Here is a 21,338-nt window from a genome sequence, read left to right on the forward strand (position 1 = left end):
CAGATTTTCGATAGCGAATACTTAACGGTGCCGAATGCCTGCTCACGCACCGAATTATCGGCATGCGGTTACAGCAAGAGGGACGCTACGAACACCCAGAAGACTATGCCAACCATCGCGCCCAAGCTCCAGGCCAGCCATGTCGCAAGCCAGCTTTGGCTGATATCCTCCTCGGCATGCGGATCGCTCTTCGAGCCGAAATGCTGATCGGCACCGGTCTCGACGCAAACCACACCGTTAGCATTCCGCCTCAAGGCTTCGTCTGGCCATTCCGGCGAAAACTTCGCCGCATCTCCTGCGATCAAGAGGCGCACATTCGCTGAATTCCGCAATTTACGGCATCCCCAGACTCTGTCTAAGTTTAGAGCAGGCTAGTCCATTTGATCAAAAACGACAAAGAATATTATCCGATTTCCGTGACGTGGTTTCAAATTAGTGAGTTGACTATTTCACATCAGAACGATAGCAGTAAAATTTGGATACCGACGTTAACCTTGCATTGGCCCTGCATAGATGAGGTTAATATATGCAAATTTTGACTTAAGGATGCGTAAAATGCGTCAAGTGTTGGCTTTTTTATTCGCAACTTTTGTCATCTTTCACTTCAAGGGACTGGATGCATTTGCGGCCGATGCGACGGCATCGCCAACGACGGGCCAGAGCCGGGAAGGCGGTTCCCGCGATGAACTCGGGATTGGCGACAGGCTGAACATCAGCTTCTTTGGCAATGCCGACCTTTCCGGCGAAGTGAACATACAGTCGGACGGCACGATCACCCTGCCCGTCCTCGGCACCTTTCAATCGGCCGGAAAAACGGTCGGCGAACTGACGAGGGCAATCTCCGAGCGCTTTTCGCAGGATCCCGGCAAGGCAGCCGGCCATGTTGTGGTGAACGTTGTCGAATGGCGCCCCGTCTTCGTCACCGGGGACGTGACAAAAGCCGGCTCCTATCCTTTCACGCCCGGCATGACCGTGCTTCATGCCATTTCTGTTGCGGGCGGCTTGTTTCGGCTCGGGAATTCCGATCCAGGCACATTCGTCAACGTCGCGCAGAACGTGTCGCGGATGCGGGAGATCCAGGAGCAGACGAAATATCAGCTTGTCCGCCGTGCCTCGCTTCTCGCGGAAAAGGCCGGAGAGACGTCGATCAAGCCTCCGTCGGATGTTTTCGGCATTGTCGATGGGCAGACGGCGCGAAAGCTGGTGGAGGAAGAGACGCGCAGCCTGACGCTACGCCGGAAAGCGCTGCGAGACGAAATCGAGATGCGTCAGCGTCAAGTCGCTCTGACACGTCAGGAAATCAACGACTACACGGCGCAATTGAAGCGCATCGACGACGAACTGAAAGTCAAGAAAGCGCATCTCGGAGAATTGAACTCTCTTTTGGCCAAAGGAGTGGCGAAGCGTCCCGACATCCTGAGCGTGGAAAGCTATATCGCGACGCTCGAAAGCAACCGGCGTGAGCTTTTTGGGTCCATGTCGCGCGCGCAGCGGGACCTTGTGCAACTCGAGCAGACGGTTTCCGACTTGCCGTTGCGCAGGCAGATCCAGATCGATGAAGAACTGGCCGCCCTTGATGAAAGAATCCAGTCGAATGTCGCGCTTCATGAAGCGGCTCGGCAGATCGTGGAGCAGTTCAAAGGCCCGGAAAACGAGTTGCATGATGTATCGACCGCACGGCCGGGGCGCCTTCTGCAGATCATGCGTAGAACCGAGGGCGGGCAGATATTTATCAGCGCCAATTATGAGAGCGTCGTAAGGCCCGGCGATGTGGTCGTCGTTGGAGGGCCGACGAAGCTTCCGACCGAGTTGGTCGCTGCGTGGCGCTCGGGCGACGCTCCACCACAATGAAGCCAGGCAATTAGAAATATCCGCAAATAATTCTCAAACATAATTGCGCGGCCGTTAATAATAACAAACAGTTATGATTATAACAGATCGCTTTTGCAAATCATTCCGCTAAAATGGTTGATCGAAAGTTACGGATAAATTAAAGGCGGCAATGAGGGGTATGTCCAGCAATTATCTCGATATTTCGGATATTACAGTCGATGGAAAGCGGCAAGAACAAGCTGTTACGCAAAGAATGTTCTCCGATATCGCGATGGCATTCGACATCGCTCTGGTGGTGGCGGCAGCCTTTGTCATAAAATATTTATATATTTCTATTTATCTGGAAGCGGAGGCGCCTTCCTTTCACGCGAGTTGCATTTTTATCGTTGTCATCTCCCTCTATTTCGGGCTTCGTCGCCAGAATTATTATGAAGACATACTTCGGCCGGGCGTCTGGCGGGGCTATTTCAGCCTGTTCCTGATCGTTGCCTTCGCCTTTGGACTGTCTCTTTTCGTTCTCTTCGCCGTCAAGGAAAGTGCGCAGCTTTCGCGCGGCTGGTTCTCCAGCTGGCTGATTGCCACATATGCGATCCTGCTCGTGACCCGCGTGGGCTGGCGTTCGGCCTACATGCGCCTGCTCCAGAAGGGCTATCTGCGGACAGCCGTCATTATAGTCGGTTCAGGCGAACCGCTTCAAAATGCGGTCGCGAGACTCAGGAGAGAAGAACGCCTGGGGCCCGTCAGCATAGCGGGCGTCTACACACTCTGCCCGAGTATGGCGCCCGCCCGGGAGAGTTCGGCACCCGACCGCACTGCGCACCTCGACCGATGTCTTCAGCAAATCGTTACGCAATGTCAAAACACGTTCGTCAGCGATGTGATCGTGGCTGTTCCGGCGTCGGAAAAAGACGTTCTCTGCAAGGCAGTCGAGCATCTGCGCCTGCTGCCGGTGAACGTCAATATCGTCCCCGACTTCGGCGCGCTCGATCTTTCCATGGGGACGGTGCGCCATTATGGGCAATTCGGCGCCATTGGGGTACAGCGCATCCCGATCTCGGAATGGGGCGTCTTCGTCAAGAAGATAGAGGATATCGTCATCGCGCTGATCGCGCTCTTACTATTCGCGCCCGCGATGGTTCTCATTGCCATTGCAATCAAACTGGATTCGCCCGGTCCCGTAATTTTCCGCCAGCGTCGCCATGGGTTCAATAACAAGGTCATTCACGTGCTGAAATTCCGCACGATGACCGTGCTCGAAGACGGGAAGCAGGTTGTGCAGGCTTCGAAATCCGATGGCCGCGTGACGCGGGTCGGGCGTCTCCTTCGCCGTACGAGCCTCGACGAGTTGCCGCAGTTCCTGAATGTGCTCAAGGGCGACATGTCCGTCGTGGGGCCTAGACCTCATGCGCTGGCCCACAATGATTATTATTCCCGGCTTCTGGCGAATTATGCCACGCGCCACCGCGTGAAGCCAGGCATCACCGGCTGGGCCCAGATCAACGGATTTCGCGGCGAAGTCCTGAAGCCGTCCCAGATGGAACATCGCGTGAGGCTCGATCTCGAATACATCGAGAACTGGGCGATCTGGCTCGACATCAAGATCATTCTCATGACGCCGGTCTACGGCTTCATCTCCCGCAAGGCCTATTGAGTTTCGCGGGTTCGGAGGTTTTGTGATGCGTACAATGGCAAAAATATCGATCGGTGTTCCGGTCTACAATGGGCTGCCCTATATCGGCCAGCTCATGGACAGCCTGTTAGGTCAGACGTTCGGCGACTTCGAAATCGTGATCTCGGACAACGCATCCAACGACGGCACCGAAGAGTTGCTTCGCGCCTATGCCGCCGCCGACGCCCGCGTGAAATATTTCCGCAACGAGACGAATATCGGGCTGATCCCGAATTACAACCGGGTCTTCGAGCTTGCGAGCGCGCCCTTTTTCAAATGGTCCGCAGCCGACGATCTTTACGAGCCGGACTACCTCGCGGCCTGCTTTCCCGCAATCCGGGACGACGCGTCGGTGGCGGTCAGCCACAGCGAGACCGCTCTCGTCGACAAAGATGGGTGCGCTCTGCCCTACGACGCCGGTCTTCACGCCTGCTTCGATGACAAGAACGGCAGAACGTGGCTCCTCGATCGCGACGACTGCGCATGCTCGGGGGAGCGCACCCGGCGCTTCCGCGCCGTGCTTGCGGGCCAGATCATGTGCGCGCCGATCTACGGGTTGATGCGCCGCGAAACGCTGCTCAAGACGGTGCTCCACCAAAGCTTTTTCGGCTCCGACAAGCTGCTGCTCGCCGAACTCGCGCTGCACGGGCGCTACGCCATAGCTCCCGGCAAACTTTTCAGGAAGCGCATGCACACGGAAATGACGAGCATGATGGGCAAGACGTCGGTGCAATCGCGGATCGATCCATCGATCCGTTTGAAATCCGCCCAACTTGTGAAACTCGGCCACTACATTTCGATGCTGCGTAAAACGGACCTGAGCGCCGCGGAAAAGGCGCGGTGTTTCGCCTATCTCGCCCTCCATTCCGCGTCGTCGGCAATCCCCGAGACGTTCCGCTACCGTCCCGAACTCATGTTTGACAGCATTCCGTTCCTGCGCGCCGCCCGCGTGTAGATCGTTCGCGGATGATCAGGCCGGGACGGGCGCGATCAGCTTGTGCCTTTCCAGGAGCCGTGCGGTGGCAAGGATCGTCGCGAAGGGGAGCTTCGCGCGCTCGGCGATGTCGAGCAGCGAATGCGCGCCGTCCGAAAGGTTCAGCATCCACAGCATGGCGAGGTTCTTTTCAGCGGCCTTCGGATCGCCGCCGAGCGCATCGTAGAGCCCGCGCCTGCCAAGCTGCGGCTCGCCCTTGGGGAACAGGTTGCGATAGAGCCGGTCGTTTTCGATCACGAAAAGTGCCTCGCGTACAAGCGCATGGCTCTCCGCGAGATGTTCGGGCGTGATGAAATCCATCGTGTCGGCCGAAGTGTGATACTCAGGGAAACTCGCATATCGGCTCCGCTGGAACAGCCCGACCGGCAGATTGAAGCCCGGCGAGCAGAACTGGCGCTCGTCATAGCCGTAAGGGACGAAATCCACGATCTCGGGCGCGGCGCTGTTGAGCCTCAGGACATGATCCATGGCGCGGTCGATGGCGGCATTGCCACGGCGGCTGCGCTTGTAATACGGACCGCCGCCGTCGCCGACGCAGGAGAGCACGAGCCCGTGGCGGATGCGCGAAACAGTCTCCTCGTTGCGGGCGAGCCATGTCAGCGCGCCGATGGTCCCCGGCGCGAACAGGAAGCGGTAGCTGTAGTGCCTTTTCTCACCCGTCAGCTGTTTCGCGAGGTAGGTGAGAAGCGCGAGGCCGGAACAATTGTCGTTCGCCATGCCGGGATGGCAGATGTGCGCGGAAAGCAGCACTTCCTCCGGCGTCTCGCCCGGCAGGTAAAACTCGCCATAAGTGAGGTGGCCCGGCGCGATATCGGCATCGATGACGGCGCGGTAAGGTCCGTCCGGCAGCGCTTCCAACTGCCGATGCGCCATGCAGAAGCCCCAGCACGGCGCGTAATAGGACGTGCGGTAGGGGATCAGGTCCGGCTGTTCAGGAAGCGTGAAAACGTGGCGTTTCAACGCGTCGAGCGGCATGACCTCGTCCACGGCGACGCTGTAGCTCATCACGTGCAGCGGGTTCGCGCGGAAATCGACGATCCGTTCACCGGCCGCGTTCTCGATATAGGCTGCGCGGATGGTCCATTCGTCCGGCACCGTCCAGTCGCACGCAGGCGAGCCGCTCTCCACCTCGATCACGTCGAGCGGAATGTTACGGCCGATACGGCGCAAGGTCTCCCTCACACCGTCTCCGGTAATGCTGCGGCAAAGCGGAAAAATCTCGGCGGCAATCGCGTGGATCGTTACGCCCGCATCGGCCTCGAGACCGGGGGGCACCGCCGCCGGTTTCGTCGCCTCGCCCACGCTCAGGCCGCCGCCTTCGGCACGTGCCTCAAATCGGGCGCGAGGATGCCCGCCGCCAGCAGCGACTTGATGTGCCCGATGCGCTGATAGCGCGGTCCTTCAAAATCGTCGAGCGTCAGGCCAGCCTCCCGATAGGAGTTGTAAAGTTCCTCCGCGCCCTTCCTTGCGTCCCATTCAGCCTTGAAGCCGAGTTCGCGTTCGATCTTGCCGAAATCCACGCGGTAGGAGCGCGTGTCGGGGCCCGCATCGGCCGCGTATTCGATCCGGCAGTCGGGCACGACCCCGGCTACCACCTCGGCGAGATCGCGGATGCGGTAATTGTGTTCCGTGCTCCCGACATTGAACGCCTGATTGAAGACCACATCGCGCGGCGCTTCGAGCGCACGCAGGAAAGCCTGCGAAATGTCGCGGATATGAACCACCGGGCGCCACGGCGTACCGTCGGACTTCATGTAGATGACGCCCTTCGTCACCGCCCAGGCGACGAGATTGTTCAGCACGATGTCGAAGCGCATGCGGGGCGACACGCCGTACGCCGTTGCAGGGCGAAGAAAAACGGGGCAAAAGCCGTCGTCCGCGAGGGCGCCGATATCCCGCTCGGAGCGCACCTTGGATTGTCCGTAGGCCGTGACCGGATTGAGATCGCCGGTTTCGTCAATGAGCCCCTCGCCTGCGCGGCCATAGTTGCTGCACGAAGACGCCATGACAAAGCGGTGCACACCCGCCCTCTTCGCCAGCTCGGCGAGGCGCACGCTCGCCTTGTGATTGATCGCGTAGGTGATGTCGGGATTGAGGTCGCTCAACGGATCGTTGGACAGCGCAGCGAGGTGAACGACGGCATCGAAGCCTTCGAGGTCTTCCACCTGAACGTCGCGCACATCCTTTCGCAGCTTTGGGAAGTCACCGATCCGACCGCCCGGCGCATAAGTGCACCGCTCGTAGAGATCGGCGTCGCAACCGGTAACGGCGTGGCCCGCGTCGGCGAGCATGGGGGCCATGATGGTGCCGATATAGCCCAGATGCCCGGTCAAGAATATTTTCATCTTGCAAACTCCGTGATTGTTCGGTCTAGACAAAGACACAGAGCATCGCAACGCGTACAAGCGCGAGGAAGCGGATGTATTGTGCGCGTGGTTAATCGTCAAATTTTATATCTTTAACCGAAACGAACAAAGGATGAGATCTTCGCGTCCGGGGATGCTAGCGTTCTGAAAAAATCTAGCCGCATATCAGAGAAGCCGTGTCACTCTCGCCCGATTTTGCTTGCGGGTTATCATCGCCGCCGCGCCGCATCGATGGATCCGACGCCCGCGCGATGCGCATCGTCGCCTGCCCCGGCCCCGCCGATCGCGCGGTCAATCCCTACACGTGGCTCATCCATGAGCCCATGACGGGACAGGGCTGCGCTGTCACGGAATTCTCCTTCTATCGCGCGTGCCCCGCCGATGCCGACGTTCTTCACGTCCACTGGCCCGAACGCATATTCTGGGGCCGCGTATCGCGCGCCCATCCTTTCCTGTCGCGCCTCTACGCAAGGCGCATGCTGCAACAGATGGACCGGGTGAAAAGCCAAGGCGGCATCGTCGTCTGGACGGCGCACAACATCGCGCCGCACGAGCCGCTGGGGGAGCCCCGCGAGCGGATCTGGCAAAGTTACATGGCGGCGTTCTGCTCGAAGCTCGATCTCGTCATCAACCTGACCGCCGAAGCGGAGCGGCGCTGTCTCGACGCGTATCCGCAACTCGTCCCGGTCCACAGGATCGTCATCCCGCATCCGCACTATCGTGCCGCTTATCCTCCGCGCGTCGACACCGCCCGCGCTCGCGATGCGCTCGGCGTGGGGGCGTCGGATTTCATTCTCGCCGCCGTCGGCGCGATCCGGCCCGGCAAGGGCATTCTCGAACTGGCGCGAACTTTTCTTCGGATCGCGCGGGAAGACGAGAAACTCGTGATCGCCGGTGCTTGCGACGATGCCGCCTATCTCTCGGCGCTTGTCCGTCTCGCCAGCGGAAGCGCGGGGCGTCTGATCGTTCGCCCGCATCGCGTGTCGGACGATGAAATTGCTGTGATCTATTCCGCCGCCGATCTCGGCGCGTTCAACTTCAAGCACGTTCTCAACTCGGGCAGCGTGCTGCTGGCTCTGTCCCATGAAGTGCCGGTATGTGCGCCGGAACTCGGCTCGCTCAAGGCGCTTTCCGAACATCTCGGCCTGCGCTGGTTCGTGCCACTGCCGCAGCCGCTTTCGCCGGAGGGCTTGCGTAAGGCGCTTGATGTCGCGCGCGCGGAACGCCCACCCCGGGGCACGTCCGCACCGCTCGACGCGTTCGATCCCGATGGCATTTCCGCCCGAACGCTCGCCGCCTACCGGGACTGTCTCGACCGTGTCGCGAGGGCGCTAAAGCCATGAGCGAAGCGACCGACCGCACGCCGACGCCGCTTGCGTGGCTCCCTGCCCTCCTCTGGCTCGTCATCCTGCTTCGGATTGCCGAAATGCTCCCGCCCGACATTTCGCCCGTCGATTTCACCGACTTGCAGACAGGTTCCTTCGCCGTCAGCACAGCGACCAGCGATCTCGCCAATCAGCTGGTCTGGCTGTCGATGGCGGGCCTCGTGACGCTCGTCATCCTGCTGCGCGGACCGGGGCGGCTCGTCCGGCTCCTGCCGACCCTCTGGCTGTTGCCGATCTTTCTCGCATTTTGCCTCCTCTCGCCGGCATGGGCCACGCATCCCGACATCTCGTTTCGTCGTACGCTCCTTCTTGTCATCGGCGTCTACTGCGCCGCAGGCGCTACCGCCTATTGCCGATCGGAAGACGAGGTGCTCCGGGTCGCGTATCTCGCTTTCGCCATCACCCTGATCGCCAATCTGGCAAGCCTCGCCTTCCCGTTTTCGTTCGACTACCGGGGCCTTTTTCGAGGGGTTTCCGGCGACAAGAACTTCCTCGGCGTGATCGCGGCGACGGGGCTTTTCATCGGCGCGATGTGGCGAACCAGGCTGGAAGGAGCGCTCTCGCGCGCGGTAAACACGGTCTATCTCGCGGCGTGGGTAGCTCTGCTTCTGCTCTCGGGAAACAAGACGGCCCTGGCGCTCACCATCGCCGCGCCAACACTCGCGTGGCTCATCCTTCTTGCGGCGAGGGAGACGCGGCTGCAAATGCCCGTGATTTTGGCGCTCGGGGCGGCTCTCGTCACTTGCCTGCTTCTCGTCGTGACCGTGGTGCTCGACATGACGGTCGCCGACGCGCTCGGCATGGTGCTGGCGGACGCATCCTTCACCGGGCGCGATGAAATCTGGGCGTTTTCGGTCGAACAGTGGCGGACACGATGGCTTTTAGGCTTCGGCTACGGTTCCTTCTGGGGCGTGGGGTTCGATGCGCCGAACCTTCAGGCGAGCCCGCCCTTCATTCACCTCTTGACCCAATCGCATAACGGATATCTCGACCTCGCCCTGACGGTCGGCGCGGTGGGGCTTGCGTTCATGATCGCATTCCTGTGGCAGGTCCTCGTTGCGGTCGACCGCCTGCGGGTCAGCGACCGGGCCTTCTTCCTGTTCGCCCTTTCGCTGCTGATCTTCCTGCTCATGCATAACGTGACCGAATCGTCGCTCGCGCGCGGCCTCGCGATGCCGTGGATCATCACGGTCGCGCTGTGTTTCATGACGGCGCGACGCCTCGCTTCGCGTGATACGTCCTCCGGGCAAGCGTCTGCCGGTTAGCCGCCCGTACGTGGGGGCATCCGCCTCAGTTCGTCCGCCACTGCGTCGAAGGCTGCTTTCGGCCGCATGTTTCCATCATAAAGCAGCGGACGCGGACGGCGCTGGCTCGACGGGTTCTCGTCCACCGACTGCGCGAAATACCAGCTTGGGCCGTCGCCGAGTTGCCAGAAGCTCAGGCTCTTTACAGCAGGGTTCGCGAGCGTGGTGCGGAGGAAGCGCCGATATGTTTCGGCGACGGCCCGATCGCGCGCCGCTACGTCGTCGGGAAAGCTCGCGTCGTTGACGTCCAGTTCCGTGATTTCGATGAAAAGCTTCCGGCGCGCGATCTCGTCGAGAAAGGCGCCGAAACCGTCCGGGTCGAACGGCTTGTCGGGCTGGAGATGGCCTTGCAGGCCGATCCCGTCCAGCGGCACACCCGCATCCTGAAGTCGGTCGATCACATGGATGAGGCGCCTGCGATAATCCCGGCCGAAGCGGTCGTCGCGCTCGGTGTGCGTCTCGTTGAGCACGAGCCTTGCGGCGGGAGCGACAGCGCGCGCGGTGCGGAAGGCAAGCGCGATATAATCGGCCCCGAGGCGCTGAACGAACGGTCCGTCGCGCAGCATGTAAGGCCCGAACGCGACGGCGCCGACCGGTTCGTTGATCACGTCCCACACCTCGATGCGGCCATGGTAATGCGCCACGGTGCGCTCGATATGCTCTTCGAGGGTCGAACGCATCTCGGCCTCGGAGAGCGTCGAAAGCCACCCCGGCTGCCGGTCATTGTTCCAGATGAGGGTGTGGCCGCGCATTTCGAGACCGCCTCGCCCGGCGAAATCGGCGATGGCGTCGGCGCGGGTGAAATCGAACGTCTCGCGCGTCGGCCTGATGGCTGTCATCTTCAGTTCGTTTTCGGGGGTGATCCGCGCGACTTCGCACCTGAAAAGGCGCTCGTCGCCGGGGTTGAGTTCGGTCGTCGAAAATGCGGAGCCGATCACGAGCCCCTTTTCCCCGCCAAGTTGCCTCAGCGCTGGATCGCCATCCTCGGCCCGCGCGCCGTCAAGCGCCGCAGTCAAGATCGCGAGCGACGTGCAGCCGAGGAATTCGCGGCGGGTGAAAGTCATGGTTCGGCTACGCCTCTTTCGAGCGGCGAAGGGGGCGCGCCCTTCGTCCGAAGCTCCGGCGCAGGCCCGATTTTGGCGGCGAACCGGGGCTTGGTCTTGGGCAGAAGGCACAAAACCACGGCAAAGAACGCCAATTGTCCCCCGATGACAGCGAGAACCGAAGCACGGAAATCGCCGAACAGCACCACTGCCGCCAGCACGACCGCGCAGACCAGCGCGCCCAGCGCCGCGCCGAAACTCAATTCCCTGAACCGCATGAGCGTCTGCACTTCGAGGCTGAAAATTCCCGTGCTCATGATGACTGCCGCCGCGATCCCCCACAGCACGACGATTGCGCCGAGGTCCGTGTAGCGCCCTCGAAAGAGGACATCGCTGATGAAGGGCCAGCCAAGCGCCAGCGCCGCACTGAAAGCGAGGAACAGCGCGCCAAGCACCGCGAAGCTTTGAAGCGTGAACGCGCGGGCGCGGGCGACATCTCCCCTGGCCAGATGGTCGGCGAGAACAGCGCGCGCGAGCTTGCCCCAGGCGTGCGTCACGAGCTGAATCGGTCGGAACAGCAAGGCGGCGGCCTGTATCAGTGCGACGCTTCCCGCGCCGAAAGCCGCCGCAACCACGAAAACATATCCGCGCTGCTGAAACTCCGACGTGAGCACGCCCATCAGCGCCCAGAAGGAATGCTTGCGCCACACCGCCCGATAAAAGGCCACCGTCTCCCGGTCGGCGAGAATGCGATAATGCTGACGATGCATGCGGATCGCGAGGCCAGAAGCGATGAGAAGGCCCGCCGCCAGGATCGCGAACAGGATCGGCAGGCCGAGCGGCGGCCCGAACGCATAGGCGGCAGCGAAGAGGCCGATACTGATGGCAAGCGACACGCCGTCTAGGGCGAGGACGGCAAGGACATTCATGTCGGAGAAATGATGGCTGCGGGTGTATTCGCGCAGAAGTGTCGCGCCGACATAGGCTGCGGCCGAGGCCGCAAGCGCAAGGTCGCCGCCTGTGGCGAGGATCGAGGCGAACATCAGCAGCATCGCGCAGAACACGACGGCGACGTTCACCGTCCAGAACATCGAGAGAAGAGTGGACTCGTCGCTCTCGCTCGTCGCCTTGGGGCGAAGGATGGTGAATTGTGCATTGATCAGCGCATTCTGCACCGAGATGAGCGCAAGCGAGCCGGCGAACACCATCGAATAGATGCCGAAAACCTCGGGGTTGTCGCTCCAGATGCGGATGAGCGCGAAGGCGAGCGCGAAGTTGAAGGCACTGAGGGCAGCCTGGTCCAGGACGGAATAGAGGATCGATCTACGCATCGCGCCCCGTAGGCCGCGCGTCGCGGATGCCGCCGTCGAATGCGGGACGAAGCGAGTGCAGGGTGACCCCCCTTGCACTTGCGACGAGCCTTGCCACCACGAGGAGCACACCAGCCACGAAACCGATGAAGGCGCCTGCAAGAAGAAGGAGCGCCTTAGGCGGCCAGGATGGCCATGCCGGTGGCAGCGCCTCCTGAACGACGCGGGCATAGGCGGCGCTGCGGCTTTCCTGCGCCTCGATCTCGCGCTGCCGTTTCAGGAGCAGCGCATAAAGCTCCTTCGCGGCCGTTGCCTCCCGCTCCATCTCCTGAAGCTGAAGTTCCTTTTCCCGCCGCTCGACAACTTCGCCACGCAGGGTGTCAAGCCCCCGCTCCAAAAGGGCAACCTTCGTTTTCGCAATCAAATAGGCATCCTGCGACTGGAGCGACACTGCGCTTTTCGACTGGTCGAGGTCGCGCTTGGCCTGCGCCTCGGCAAGTGCGGCTCTCGCAAGGCCGAGCTGGCCTATGTATTCGACGAGATTTCGCTCCTCGACGGTCTGCTCGCCGACGCTGACAAGTCCATTTACGGCCCTGTAGTCCTGCATCTGCTTTTCGAGCCTGATGACCTGGGGTTCGAGGTTCTTGATGCGGCCCTGCAGCCAGGCGTTGGCTTTTTGCGCGGCGCTCGTGTCGGCGGCGGCAGCCTCATCGATATAGGCTTTCACGATGACGTTGGCGGCGTTGGCAGCGTCGGCGGCGTTGCGAGCCGAGAAAGTGACGTCGAGAACGTAGGTCAGCCCCTTTCTCGCAACCGAGAGATTGGCGAGAAAGGCGCGAATTTCCTTGTCCGTGAAGGTTTCCCGCTTTGTCTCGCCCGGTGTCGACTTCTCCGACAGTTCGGCCAGCGCCCGGCGCGCCACACTGCCCGACGTGAGAAGTTCAACCTGCGTGTCGATTGCCGATGTGTCGAAGATGGCGCTTTTGACGAGTTCCTCGCTGGAAAGAATGTTCTGTTGTCGCGTGTCGATGAGAACCTTGGCTGTCGCCTTGTAGGCGGGGTTCGAGACCACGATGAGAAGCACGGCGAGCGCGACGCCAAGCCCCGCGGCTGCGATAACCAGACGTGCATTGACGAAGAGCGCGTTCAGGATCTTTCTGAAATCGATCTCGCGATCTTCGGGATCGACGACGACATCATGCATCGGGAAACTCAAGAAACAACCAGCCTTTTACAAAACATCTCTGATATCCGGTGTATTGACTTCCACTGGAAACCGCTTGCGTTCGGATCAATACGTCCAAGTTGCTCTTGATGCGCATAATCTTGCTTGCATGCCTACGGAGGGCGAGGCAAATACGCGCGTCATCGGACGTGTTGGCACAAATTTCTAGTGACGGCAAGACAAACAAAGCCGGATCGACGCCTTAACCAAGTTCAAGAGAAACAGTCTCGTGCTATTGTCCAAACAGTGCATTCGCGTCTAATTCTTGGCGGAGCCATCCATATTGCGACGGAGAATGCGGGTGCTTAGGCTGCGGACTGCGCCGCCAGCAATCGCAATCTCTGCATTTTGAATCGACATCGAAACAAATGGGGCTGCACCAAAGTCTCCGAATGCTGGCGCAGTTCTTGAGGCGGGATATGTCACATCAGTCCTTTTCCAGATCGAAGACGCTTCAGGCGAGAGCCCATCGTCTCATTCCTGCGGGATGCCACACCTACGCCAAGGGCCTCGACCAATATCCCGTCCTCGCGCCGGGTTTCATCGAGCGCGGGCGTGGCCCCCACGTCTGGGATGTCGATGGCAACGAGTTCATCGAGTATGGGATGGGAAACCGCGCCGTCACGCTCGGGCATGCGTTTCCCGCCGTTGTGGATGCGGTCCAGAAAGAGGTTGCGAAAGGCTGCAACTTCACCCGGCCGAGCCCCATCGAAGTCGAGTGCGCCGAGCGGTTCCTGAGCCTGATCGGCGCCGAGATGGTGAAGTTCTGCAAGGACGGCTCGGACGCCACCTCCGGCGCGATCAAACTTGCGAGGGCCCACACCGGACGCGACCATGTCGCCTATTGCTCGGATCACCCGTTTTTCTCCGTCGACGACTGGTTCATCGGCACGACGGCGATGGGAGCCGGCGTGCCGCAGGCGACGAAAGACCTTACGCTGACGTTCAGGTATGACGATCTCGACAGCGCTGCGGCGCTCTTCGACCGTTACCCCGGCAAGATCGCGGCAATCATCCTCGAACCCTCGCGCGGCGCCGATCCGAAGGACGGCTTCCTGCATCGGCTGAAGGAACTGTGCCATCGCAATGGCGCGCTTTTCGTCCTCGATGAAATGATCACCGGCTTCAGGTGGGCGAATGGCGGCGCGCAGGCGCTCTACGGTATCGAGCCCGATCTCAGCACATTCGGCAAGGCGCTCGGCAACGGCTTCTCCGTTTCCGCCTTGTGCGGCAAACGCGAGTTCATGCGGCTCGGCGGCTTTCAGCACCACGACAAGCCGCGCGTGTTCCTGCTCTCCACCACTCACGGCGGCGAAACCGGGCCTCTCGCCGCTGCTCTAGCAACCATCGAGACCTACCAGGATCAACCGGTGATCGAAACGCTGCATAGGCTCGGCGCATCGTTGCGCGAGGGCTTCGAGCAGGCGATCCGCCGTCACGGCCTGCGGGACCACGTATCCGTCCATGGCCGCGATTGCTGCCTTGTCTTCGCGACGCTCGACCGCGACCGGAAACCCTCTCAGGGATACCGGTCGCTTTTCCTGCAGGAGATGATCCGCGGCGGCGTCATCTGCCCCTCGCTCGCCGTCTGCTATTCGCATTCCGCGCACGACATCGAGCGGACCGTGGAAGCGGTGGATGCGTCGCTTGCCGTCTATGCCCGCGCACTGGACGACGGCTTTGGAAAGCACCTTTGCGGGCGCCCTTCCCAGATCGTGCAGCGAAGCTTCAATCTGCCCGGCGCTTTCGATGAAGATTTCGGCGCCTGAAATGTGCCTCTCGTTTATGCGCCTCTCGTTTATTTGAACCGTTCTGGCAAACATCTGAAACCGGAGATGTTCGAAACCCCTTATCATTATGTGAACGAGACAAGACGCAGAGTCAGCAATTACGGGGCGTGGACATGGGAAAACTCGACGGGACAGGCGAAGCAAGGGCAGACGATGTTGCGGCGGGACACGGCCCTGTGCAGGCGGCCAACATGCTGCGCGCGCTCGCCAATCCGCACCGGCTCCAGATCCTTCGCCTTCTCGGTCAAGCTCCGCATACGGTCATGGATCTTTGCCAGCGCCTGAGCTTGCGGCAAAGCCTGGCCTCGCAACATCTGGCGCGGCTCCGCCTCGACGGCATCGTCGCGGCCGAGCGGCACGGCCATCACGTCATCTACTCTCTCCGTAACGCCAGAGCGCGCGCGATCCTCGACATTCTCGACGACGACCGCCCGGCGTCTTCGCGCACGAATGCGCACCGAAGGGCGGAGGCTTTCGACGCCCACGCCTGACCCCGTCGGGTTTTGCGCCGCGTCGGTCCGAATCCAGCTTAACAATGCGCGGCCCACTGCCGGTAGTTGTTGTCGCAGCCCCCCGGATTAGACTACATCGTGGGCTCGTGCCGGTTTACATACCGGCCGCACCGAAGCGGAACTCTCGATGGACTATTTCGCCCAACAACTCATCAACGGTTTGACTCTCGGCTCGATCTACGGGCTCATCGCAATCGGCTATACGATGGTCTACGGCATCGTCGGCATGATCAACTTCGCGCATGGCGAAGTGTTTATGATCGGCGCGTTCGTCGCCCTGATCGCCATTCTCTCGCTTTTCGCGCTGGGCGTCACCGCCGTTCCGCTCGCGCTGCTTCTCGCACTCGTCATCGCCATGGCGCTGACCGGCCTCTGGGGATGGGCCATCGAACGCCTTGCCTACCGCCCCTTGCGAAATTCCTTCCGCCTCGCGCCCCTCATCACCGCCATCGGTATGTCGATCGCGCTTCAGACCTTCGTGGCGCTCGCGCAGGGCGCGCGCTCGAAGCCCCTGCCGCCCATCATCCGGGGCGGCTTCACCCTGTCCGAGGGCGATGGCGGCTTCGCCGTGAGCCTTTCCTACATGCAGATCCTGATCGTCGTGACCACGGTGGTCGTGATGGCGGCCTTCTCGTACCTCATCAACAGCACATCCCTGGGCCGCGCGCAGCGCGCCTGCGAGCAGGACCGCAAGATGGCCGCGCTTTGCGGGGTGAATGTGGATCGCACGATCTCGCTCACCTTCGTGATCGGCGCCGCGCTGGCTGCCGTGGCGGGGCTCATGTTCCTTGCCTATTACGGCGTGATCGACTTCTTCGTGGGCTTTGTCGCGGGCATCAAGGCTTTCACGGCCGCTGTGCTCGGGGGCATCGGATCGTTGCCGGGCGCCATGCTGGGCGGCCTCCTCATCGGCCTCATCGAAGTGTTCTGGGCAGGCTATTTCACCGCGCAATACAAGGATGTCGCGGCGTTCTCGATCCTCGCCATCGTGCTCATTTTCATGCCATCCGGCCTTCTCGGTCGCCCTGAAGTGGAGAAGGTCTAGAAGATGACGGACACGCTTCAGCCTGAAACGTCGCCCGTCACCCGAACGCTTCCCAAGGGCTTTATCACCGCCGACGTTTTGAAGGACGCAGGGATCACATTCGTCATCGCGCTTCTGCTGTTCGGCTCCATCGTGGGCCTCAGAACCGAAACCGTGAACGGCGTGCTGATTCTCCTGCCACAATTCGGCAAGGCGCTCGCGCTTGCTACGGCCGTCGCCGTGGGGCGGCTCCTGCTGGACGTCTTCATCTGGCGCAGGATGAAAGACGGACGCACCTTTGCCTCGCTTGTCCCATCGGCCTTGCCGGTCCTGAAGATCGCGGGTGCGGTTGGCGTCACGTTCGGGCTCGCGCTTTACGGCATTCCCGGCTTCCGCACTTCGCTGGTGGCGGGGGCGGGATCTGGCCACCCGGCGCTTGGGGCTGTGACCGACCTCATCACTTTCGCATGCGAAAGCACGTTCCTCGTCGTTGCCGCCATGGCCATTGTGCGGGCGGCTCGCCTCCTTATCGGGCAGACGCCGGAAGAGGCGGTCGGACAGGGCATCCTGAGGCGCCTTACGGCCGATTTCGGGCGCGAGTTTCCCATTGCGCTGCTTCTGATCGCGCTCGCTCTTCCGATGCTGACGGTGGGGCCGTCGCAGCGCTACGCCATCGACACGGCGACGCAGATCCTCATTTACGTGATGCTTGGCTGGGGGCTGAACATCGTCGTCGGCCTCGCGGGGCTCCTCGACCTCGGCTATGTCGCTTTTTACGCGGTCGGCGCTTACACCTATGCGCTCATCTCCACGCAATTCGGCTGGTCGTTCTGGGTCTGCCTGCCGCTCGCGGGCTTCTTCGCGGCCTTGTGGGGCATCACGCTCGGCTTCCCGGTGCTGCGACTGCGCGGAGACTACCTCGCCATCGTGACGATGGCCTTCGGCGAGATCATCCGCATCGTTCTTCTGAACTGGCAGAGCCTGACGGGCGGCCCGAACGGCATCAACAAGATCCCGAAGCTCACTTTCTTCGGCCTGCCCTTCGAGCGCACCGGCGAAAGCACCTTCGCGAACGTGTTCGGCCTGAAGTTCGACCCGCTCCACCGCATGGTGTTCCTCTATTACGTCATCCTCGCGCTCGCGCTCTTCACCAACTTCATAACCTTGCGCCTGCGTCGCCTGCCCATCGGCCGCGCCTGGGAAGCGCTGCGCGAGGACGAGATCGCCTGCCGGTCTGTCGGCATCAACACGGTCACGACCAAACTGACCGCGTTCGCCATCGGCGCAATGTTCGGCGGCTTCGCGGGCTCGTTCTTCGCCGCGCGGCAAGGCTTCATCAGCCCCGAGTCGTTCACCTTCATGGAATCGGCGCTGGTGCTCGCCATCGTGGTGCTGGGCGGCCTCGGCTCGCAACTCGGCGTCGTGATCGCGGCCGTGATCCTCATCGGCAGCGCGGAGCGCTTCCGCGACCTGGAGGACTACCGCATGCTCATTTTCGGGCTTTCCATGGTGCTCGTCATGATCTGGCGTCCGCGAGGGCTCATGTCCGGACGCACGCCCTCCGCCTTTCTCAACGCGAGGAAGAACATATCTGGCAGCTTCGTCAAGGAAGGGCGCGGCTGATGGCAGACGGCGCAAGCGACGCAATCCGCGACGACCTCCTGCGTGTGGAGAACCTCACCATGCGCTTCGGCGGGCTTCTCGCCGTAGACAAGCTGTCCTTCACCGCGCGGCGCGGCGACATCACCGCCATCATCGGCCCGAACGGGGCGGGCAAGACGACCTTCTTCAACTGCATTACCGGCTTCTACAAGCCGACGGAGGGGCGCATCGCGCTTGCCCATGGTTCGGAAGCCGCGTTCGAGGCGCTGCCAGCGGCGACGTTCCGGGGCAAGCAATGGTTGAAGGCGGACGGCGCCGGGGCGGTGTTCCTTCTCGAACGCATGCCGGGCTTCGAAATCGCGCGGCTCGCCCGCGTGGCGCGCACATTCCAGAACATCCGGCTGTTTGCGGGCATGACGCTTCTCGAAAACCTGCTCGTCGCGCAGCATACCGTGCTGAACGCGGCCTCCGGCTACACCATCGGGGGGCTGCTCGGGCTGTCGAGCTTCAGGCGCGCGGAAGCCGAAGCCATCGACAAGGCGGCGTACTGGCTCCGCGAAATCGGCCTCATCGACCGCGCCGACGACCCGGCGGGCGACCTTCCCTATGGCGCGCAACGGCGGCTTGAAATCGCGCGGGCCATGTGCACCGATCCCGTGCTGCTCTGCCTTGACGAACCGGCCGCCGGGCTCAATCCGCGCGAAAGCCACGAGCTTAACGCGCTCCTCCTCAAGATCCGCGAGGAGCACGCGCTGTCCATCCTCCTCATCGAGCACGACATGGGCGTGGTCATGCAGATTTCCGACCGCATAGCCGTGCTCGACTACGGCAGGAAGATCGCCGAAGGCACCCCCGAGGAGATCCGCGCCGATCCGCGCGTGATCGCGGCCTATCTCGGCGTTCCCGACGATGAAGTGGCCGACATTGGCGTGGAGGTTGAACCATGAAGCCGCTTCTCGCCGTGCGCGGCGTCGAAACCTATTACGGTGCGATCCGGGCGCTGAAGGGCGTCGACATCGACGTTTTCGAGGGCGAGATCGTGACGATGATCGGCTCGAACGGCGCGGGCAAGACCACGCTCATGAACACGATCTGCGGCGATCCGCGCGCGCGCTCCGGCCGCATCGTGTTCGACGGCCGCGACATCACGGCCATGCCGACGCATGAAATCATGCGGCTGTCGATCGCGCAGTCGCCGGAGGGCCGCCGCATCTTCCCGCGCATGACGGTTTACGAGAACCTGCTCATGGGTGCCCTGCTCGGCCCCAACGACGACGCCTCGATAAAGGGAGATCTCGCAACCGTCTTCAGCCTGTTTCCCGTCCTCGAACGCAGGCAAGGGCAGCGAGGCGGTACGCTCTCGGGCGGCGAGCAGCAGATGCTCGCCATCGGCCGGGCGCTTATGGGGCGGCCAAAGCTTTTGCTTCTCGACGAACCGTCGCTCGGTCTCGCGCCGCTCATCGTCAAACAGATTTTTTCAGTGATCCGCGATCTGAACCGCAGGCAGGGTCTTACCGTCTTCCTCGTCGAGCAGAACGCTTTTCACGCGCTGAAGCTCGCCCATCGCGGTTATGTGATGGTCAACGGTCAGATTACGATGGCGGGGCCGGCGTCCGAGCTTCTCGCTCGCGACGACATCAAGGCGGCCTATCTCGAAGGAGGCGTTCATGCCTGATGGATCGCCTTTTTCTCGCGGCAGACCTGTGGGGGATGCGCCATGGGCGTGATCTGGGAAACCTCGTTCTGGGCCTTCCTGTTCGTCACCGTGTTTGCCGGAGGCGGCGCGGCCTACATGATCGGGCGAGCGGCGGCGCGCGGGTGGAACCCTATCTGGCAGGCGGGCCTTCAGGTGATGCTGCTGACGGCGGCGGTGCGCTTTCTGCACTGGGGACTGTTTGCGGGTGCGACGCTTGAAAGCTGGCGCCAGTCTCAGGGCTCGCTACTATCGCTCCATTACTATCTCGTCGATGCAATCGTGCTGCTCGTTTTCGCGGCAATCGGGTTTTCCCGGCAACGCACAGTGCAAATGCTTCGGCAGTATGGCTGGCTCGCTGTGGAAACGAGCCCGCTGACGTGGCGGCCATTGCACGACGCCAAGAGCCCGCCGCAATCCCGTCGAGACTGAACTTCCGCATTCCGCAGTCCATAAGATGAAAAGCACTTGGAGAGGACGATATATGCGCAAAATTCTGGCAGGTCTGGCCCTTCTCGGTCTTGGGGCCGCAGCCGCCCCGGCTTGGGCGGACGACATCTCCATCGCCATCGCAGGTCCGCTCACCGGCAAGGAAGCGACCTTCGGCGCCCAGTTCAAGGCGGGCGCGGAGGCAGCCGTCGCCGACATCAATGCAAAGGGCGGCGTGCTCGGCAAGCAGCTCAAGCTTCAGTTCGGCGACGACCAGTGCGACCCGAAGCAGGCGCGCGCGGTCGCCGAGCAACTGGCTTCCTCCGGGGTGGTCTTCGTCGCGGGGCACTTCTGTTCGAGTTCCTCGATCCCTGCTTCGAGCGTCTACAACGAACAGGGCGTCGTTCAGATCTCGCCCGGTTCCACCAACCCGAAGCTGACGGACGAGCGTCCGGGCGACTTCACCTATCGCATCTGCGGACGTGACGATCAGCAAGGCGGCGTCGCGGGTGCTTATCTCGCGAAGGAATTCGCCGACAAGAAGATTGCGATCCTGCACGACAAGACGGCTTACGGCCAGGGCCTCGCCGACGAGACCAAGAAGGCGCTGAACGCTGCGGGCAAGCAGGAAGTCTTCTACGAGGCGATCACGCCCGGCGAAAAGGACTACACGGCCATCGTCACCAAGCTGAAGCAGAACGGCATCGATGTCGTCTATCTGGGCGGCTACCACACCGAAGCCGGTCTCATCATCCGCCAGGCGCGCGGGCAAAACCTGAAGACGATCCTCGTCGGCGGCGATGCGCTCGTCTCGACGGAACTCGGCTCGATCGCGGGCGACGATGTGGAAGGCACGCTCATGACCTTCTCCCCCGATCCGCGCAAGAACCCGGCCGCGAAAGAGGTCGTCGACGCGCTCGAAAAGAAGGGCGTCAACCCGGAAGGCTATGTCGTCTACACCTACGCCGCGGTCCAGACCTGGGCGCAGGCCGCCGAGAAAGCGGGTACGACGGAAGGCGAGAAGGTCGTGGCCGCGCTGAAGGATCTGGAGTTCGACACCGCGCTCGGCAAGTTCAAGTTCGACGCGAAGGGCGATCCGAACCTTCCGTCCTATGTGTTCTATCGCTGGGGCAAGAAGGGCTACGAGCAGATCCAGTAA

The 21,338-nt window shown here is 61.8% G+C and carries 19 protein-coding genes; 13 read left to right on the top strand and 6 right to left on the bottom strand.

All coding sequences use genetic code 11. The features are described from left to right. Nucleotides 1-68: 68 nt before the first annotated feature. A complete protein-coding gene (locus EK416_RS03425; protein ID WP_127076071.1) occupies nucleotides 69-314 on the bottom strand; it encodes a hypothetical protein in 246 nt (81 codons plus the stop codon). Nucleotides 315-555: 241 nt separating this feature from the next. On the opposite strand from EK416_RS03425, the gene EK416_RS03430 reads away from it, so the two are divergent. The 3 genes from EK416_RS03430 to EK416_RS03440 all read left to right on the top strand — a co-directional run bounded on the left by EK416_RS03430 (nucleotide 556) and on the right by EK416_RS03440 (nucleotide 4,457). Beyond that, on the top strand, nucleotides 556-1,851 hold the full coding sequence (locus tag EK416_RS03430; protein ID WP_164729833.1) for a polysaccharide biosynthesis/export family protein: 1,296 nt from the start codon (nucleotides 556-558) through the stop codon (nucleotides 1,849-1,851). Between the two features lie 253 nt (nucleotides 1,852-2,104). Continuing rightward, nucleotides 2,105-3,484, top strand: coding sequence for an undecaprenyl-phosphate glucose phosphotransferase (locus tag EK416_RS03435; RefSeq protein ID WP_164729834.1), 1,380 nt, complete (start codon nucleotides 2,105-2,107; stop codon nucleotides 3,482-3,484). Nucleotides 3,485-3,518: 34 nt separating this feature from the next. Then, complete coding sequence (locus tag EK416_RS03440; RefSeq protein ID WP_164729835.1) at nucleotides 3,519-4,457, top strand: glycosyltransferase family 2 protein; 939 nt, start codon at nucleotides 3,519-3,521, stop codon at nucleotides 4,455-4,457. 15 nt (nucleotides 4,458-4,472) lie between these two features. On the opposite strand, the gene EK416_RS03445 is transcribed toward EK416_RS03440, so the two are convergent. Further along, complete coding sequence (locus tag EK416_RS03445) at nucleotides 4,473-5,798, bottom strand: DUF4910 domain-containing protein (protein WP_127076075.1); 1,326 nt, start codon at nucleotides 5,796-5,798, stop codon at nucleotides 4,473-4,475. A 2-nt stretch (nucleotides 5,799-5,800) separates the two neighbouring features. Next, nucleotides 5,801-6,841 carry an NAD-dependent epimerase/dehydratase family protein gene (locus EK416_RS03450; protein ID WP_127076076.1) on the bottom strand — a complete coding sequence of 347 codons (1,041 nt, stop codon included), beginning with the start codon at nucleotides 6,839-6,841 and terminating at the stop codon, nucleotides 5,801-5,803. Nucleotides 6,842-7,038: 197 nt separating this feature from the next. Between EK416_RS03450 and EK416_RS03455 the strand changes: the two genes are divergently transcribed. Together EK416_RS03455 and EK416_RS03460 are read left to right on the top strand one after the other, a co-directional pair. Next, the gene (locus EK416_RS03455) at nucleotides 7,039-8,205 is read left to right on the top strand and encodes a glycosyltransferase family protein (protein WP_127076077.1); all 1,167 of its coding nucleotides are present in this window, start codon (nucleotides 7,039-7,041) and stop codon (nucleotides 8,203-8,205) included. Further along, entirely contained in the window at nucleotides 8,202-9,512 is a 1,311-nt protein-coding gene (locus EK416_RS03460; RefSeq protein WP_127076078.1) for an O-antigen ligase family protein, read from the top strand. Before EK416_RS03455 ends, EK416_RS03460 begins: the two co-directional genes overlap by 4 nt. On the opposite strand, the gene EK416_RS03465 is transcribed toward EK416_RS03460, so the two are convergent. The 3 genes from EK416_RS03465 to EK416_RS03475 are packed head-to-tail and all read right to left on the bottom strand — an operon-like array spanning nucleotide 9,509 to nucleotide 13,108. Further along, nucleotides 9,509-10,615, bottom strand: coding sequence for an endo-1,4-beta-xylanase (locus EK416_RS03465; protein WP_127076079.1), 1,107 nt, complete (start codon nucleotides 10,613-10,615; stop codon nucleotides 9,509-9,511). The two genes, EK416_RS03460 and EK416_RS03465, sit on opposite strands and share 4 nt — an antisense overlap. After that, nucleotides 10,612-11,925 (bottom strand): lipopolysaccharide biosynthesis protein, encoded by a 1,314-nt coding sequence (locus EK416_RS03470; RefSeq protein WP_127076080.1) that lies wholly within the window; start codon nucleotides 11,923-11,925, stop codon nucleotides 10,612-10,614. The genes EK416_RS03465 and EK416_RS03470 overlap by 4 nt, the downstream gene beginning before the upstream one ends. Next, nucleotides 11,918-13,108 carry a GumC family protein gene (locus EK416_RS03475; protein WP_127076081.1) on the bottom strand — a complete coding sequence of 397 codons (1,191 nt, stop codon included), beginning with the start codon at nucleotides 13,106-13,108 and terminating at the stop codon, nucleotides 11,918-11,920. Before EK416_RS03475 ends, EK416_RS03470 begins: the two co-directional genes overlap by 8 nt. A gap of 440 nt (nucleotides 13,109-13,548) precedes the next feature. On the opposite strand from EK416_RS03475, the gene EK416_RS03480 reads away from it, so the two are divergent. The 8 genes from EK416_RS03480 (at nucleotide 13,549) to EK416_RS03515 (ending at nucleotide 21,338) form a co-directional block, all read left to right on the top strand. Next, nucleotides 13,549-14,898, top strand: a complete 1,350-nt coding sequence (locus EK416_RS03480) for a glutamate-1-semialdehyde 2,1-aminomutase (RefSeq protein WP_127076082.1) — start codon at nucleotides 13,549-13,551, stop codon at nucleotides 14,896-14,898. 134 nt (nucleotides 14,899-15,032) lie between these two features. Next, the gene (locus tag EK416_RS03485; protein ID WP_127076083.1) at nucleotides 15,033-15,410 is read left to right on the top strand and encodes an ArsR/SmtB family transcription factor; all 378 of its coding nucleotides are present in this window, start codon (nucleotides 15,033-15,035) and stop codon (nucleotides 15,408-15,410) included. A gap of 148 nt (nucleotides 15,411-15,558) precedes the next feature. Then, a complete protein-coding gene (locus tag EK416_RS03490; protein WP_127076084.1) occupies nucleotides 15,559-16,476 on the top strand; it encodes an ABC transporter permease subunit in 918 nt (305 codons plus the stop codon). A 258-nt stretch (nucleotides 16,477-16,734) separates the two neighbouring features. Then, the gene (gene livM, locus EK416_RS03495; protein WP_425376108.1) at nucleotides 16,735-18,078 is read left to right on the top strand and encodes a high-affinity branched-chain amino acid ABC transporter permease LivM; all 1,344 of its coding nucleotides are present in this window, start codon (nucleotides 16,735-16,737) and stop codon (nucleotides 18,076-18,078) included. Further along, nucleotides 18,078-19,004, top strand: coding sequence for an ABC transporter ATP-binding protein (locus EK416_RS03500; protein WP_127076086.1), 927 nt, complete (start codon nucleotides 18,078-18,080; stop codon nucleotides 19,002-19,004). Before livM ends, EK416_RS03500 begins: the two co-directional genes overlap by 1 nt. Beyond that, nucleotides 19,001-19,732: an ABC transporter ATP-binding protein gene (locus EK416_RS03505; RefSeq protein WP_127076087.1), complete on the top strand. Its 732-nt coding sequence runs from the start codon at nucleotides 19,001-19,003 to the stop codon at nucleotides 19,730-19,732. The genes EK416_RS03500 and EK416_RS03505 overlap by 4 nt, the downstream gene beginning before the upstream one ends. A gap of 42 nt (nucleotides 19,733-19,774) precedes the next feature. Beyond that, nucleotides 19,775-20,182 carry a DUF6867 family protein gene (locus tag EK416_RS03510; RefSeq protein ID WP_127076088.1) on the top strand — a complete coding sequence of 136 codons (408 nt, stop codon included), beginning with the start codon at nucleotides 19,775-19,777 and terminating at the stop codon, nucleotides 20,180-20,182. 52 nt (nucleotides 20,183-20,234) lie between these two features. Continuing rightward, nucleotides 20,235-21,338: a branched-chain amino acid ABC transporter substrate-binding protein gene (locus EK416_RS03515; protein ID WP_127076089.1), complete on the top strand. Its 1,104-nt coding sequence runs from the start codon at nucleotides 20,235-20,237 to the stop codon at nucleotides 21,336-21,338.

Origin of the sequence: Rhodomicrobium lacus, from assembly GCF_003992725.1 — a bacterium.
GTDB classification, from domain to species: Bacteria; Pseudomonadota; Alphaproteobacteria; order Rhizobiales; family Rhodomicrobiaceae; genus Rhodomicrobium; species Rhodomicrobium lacus.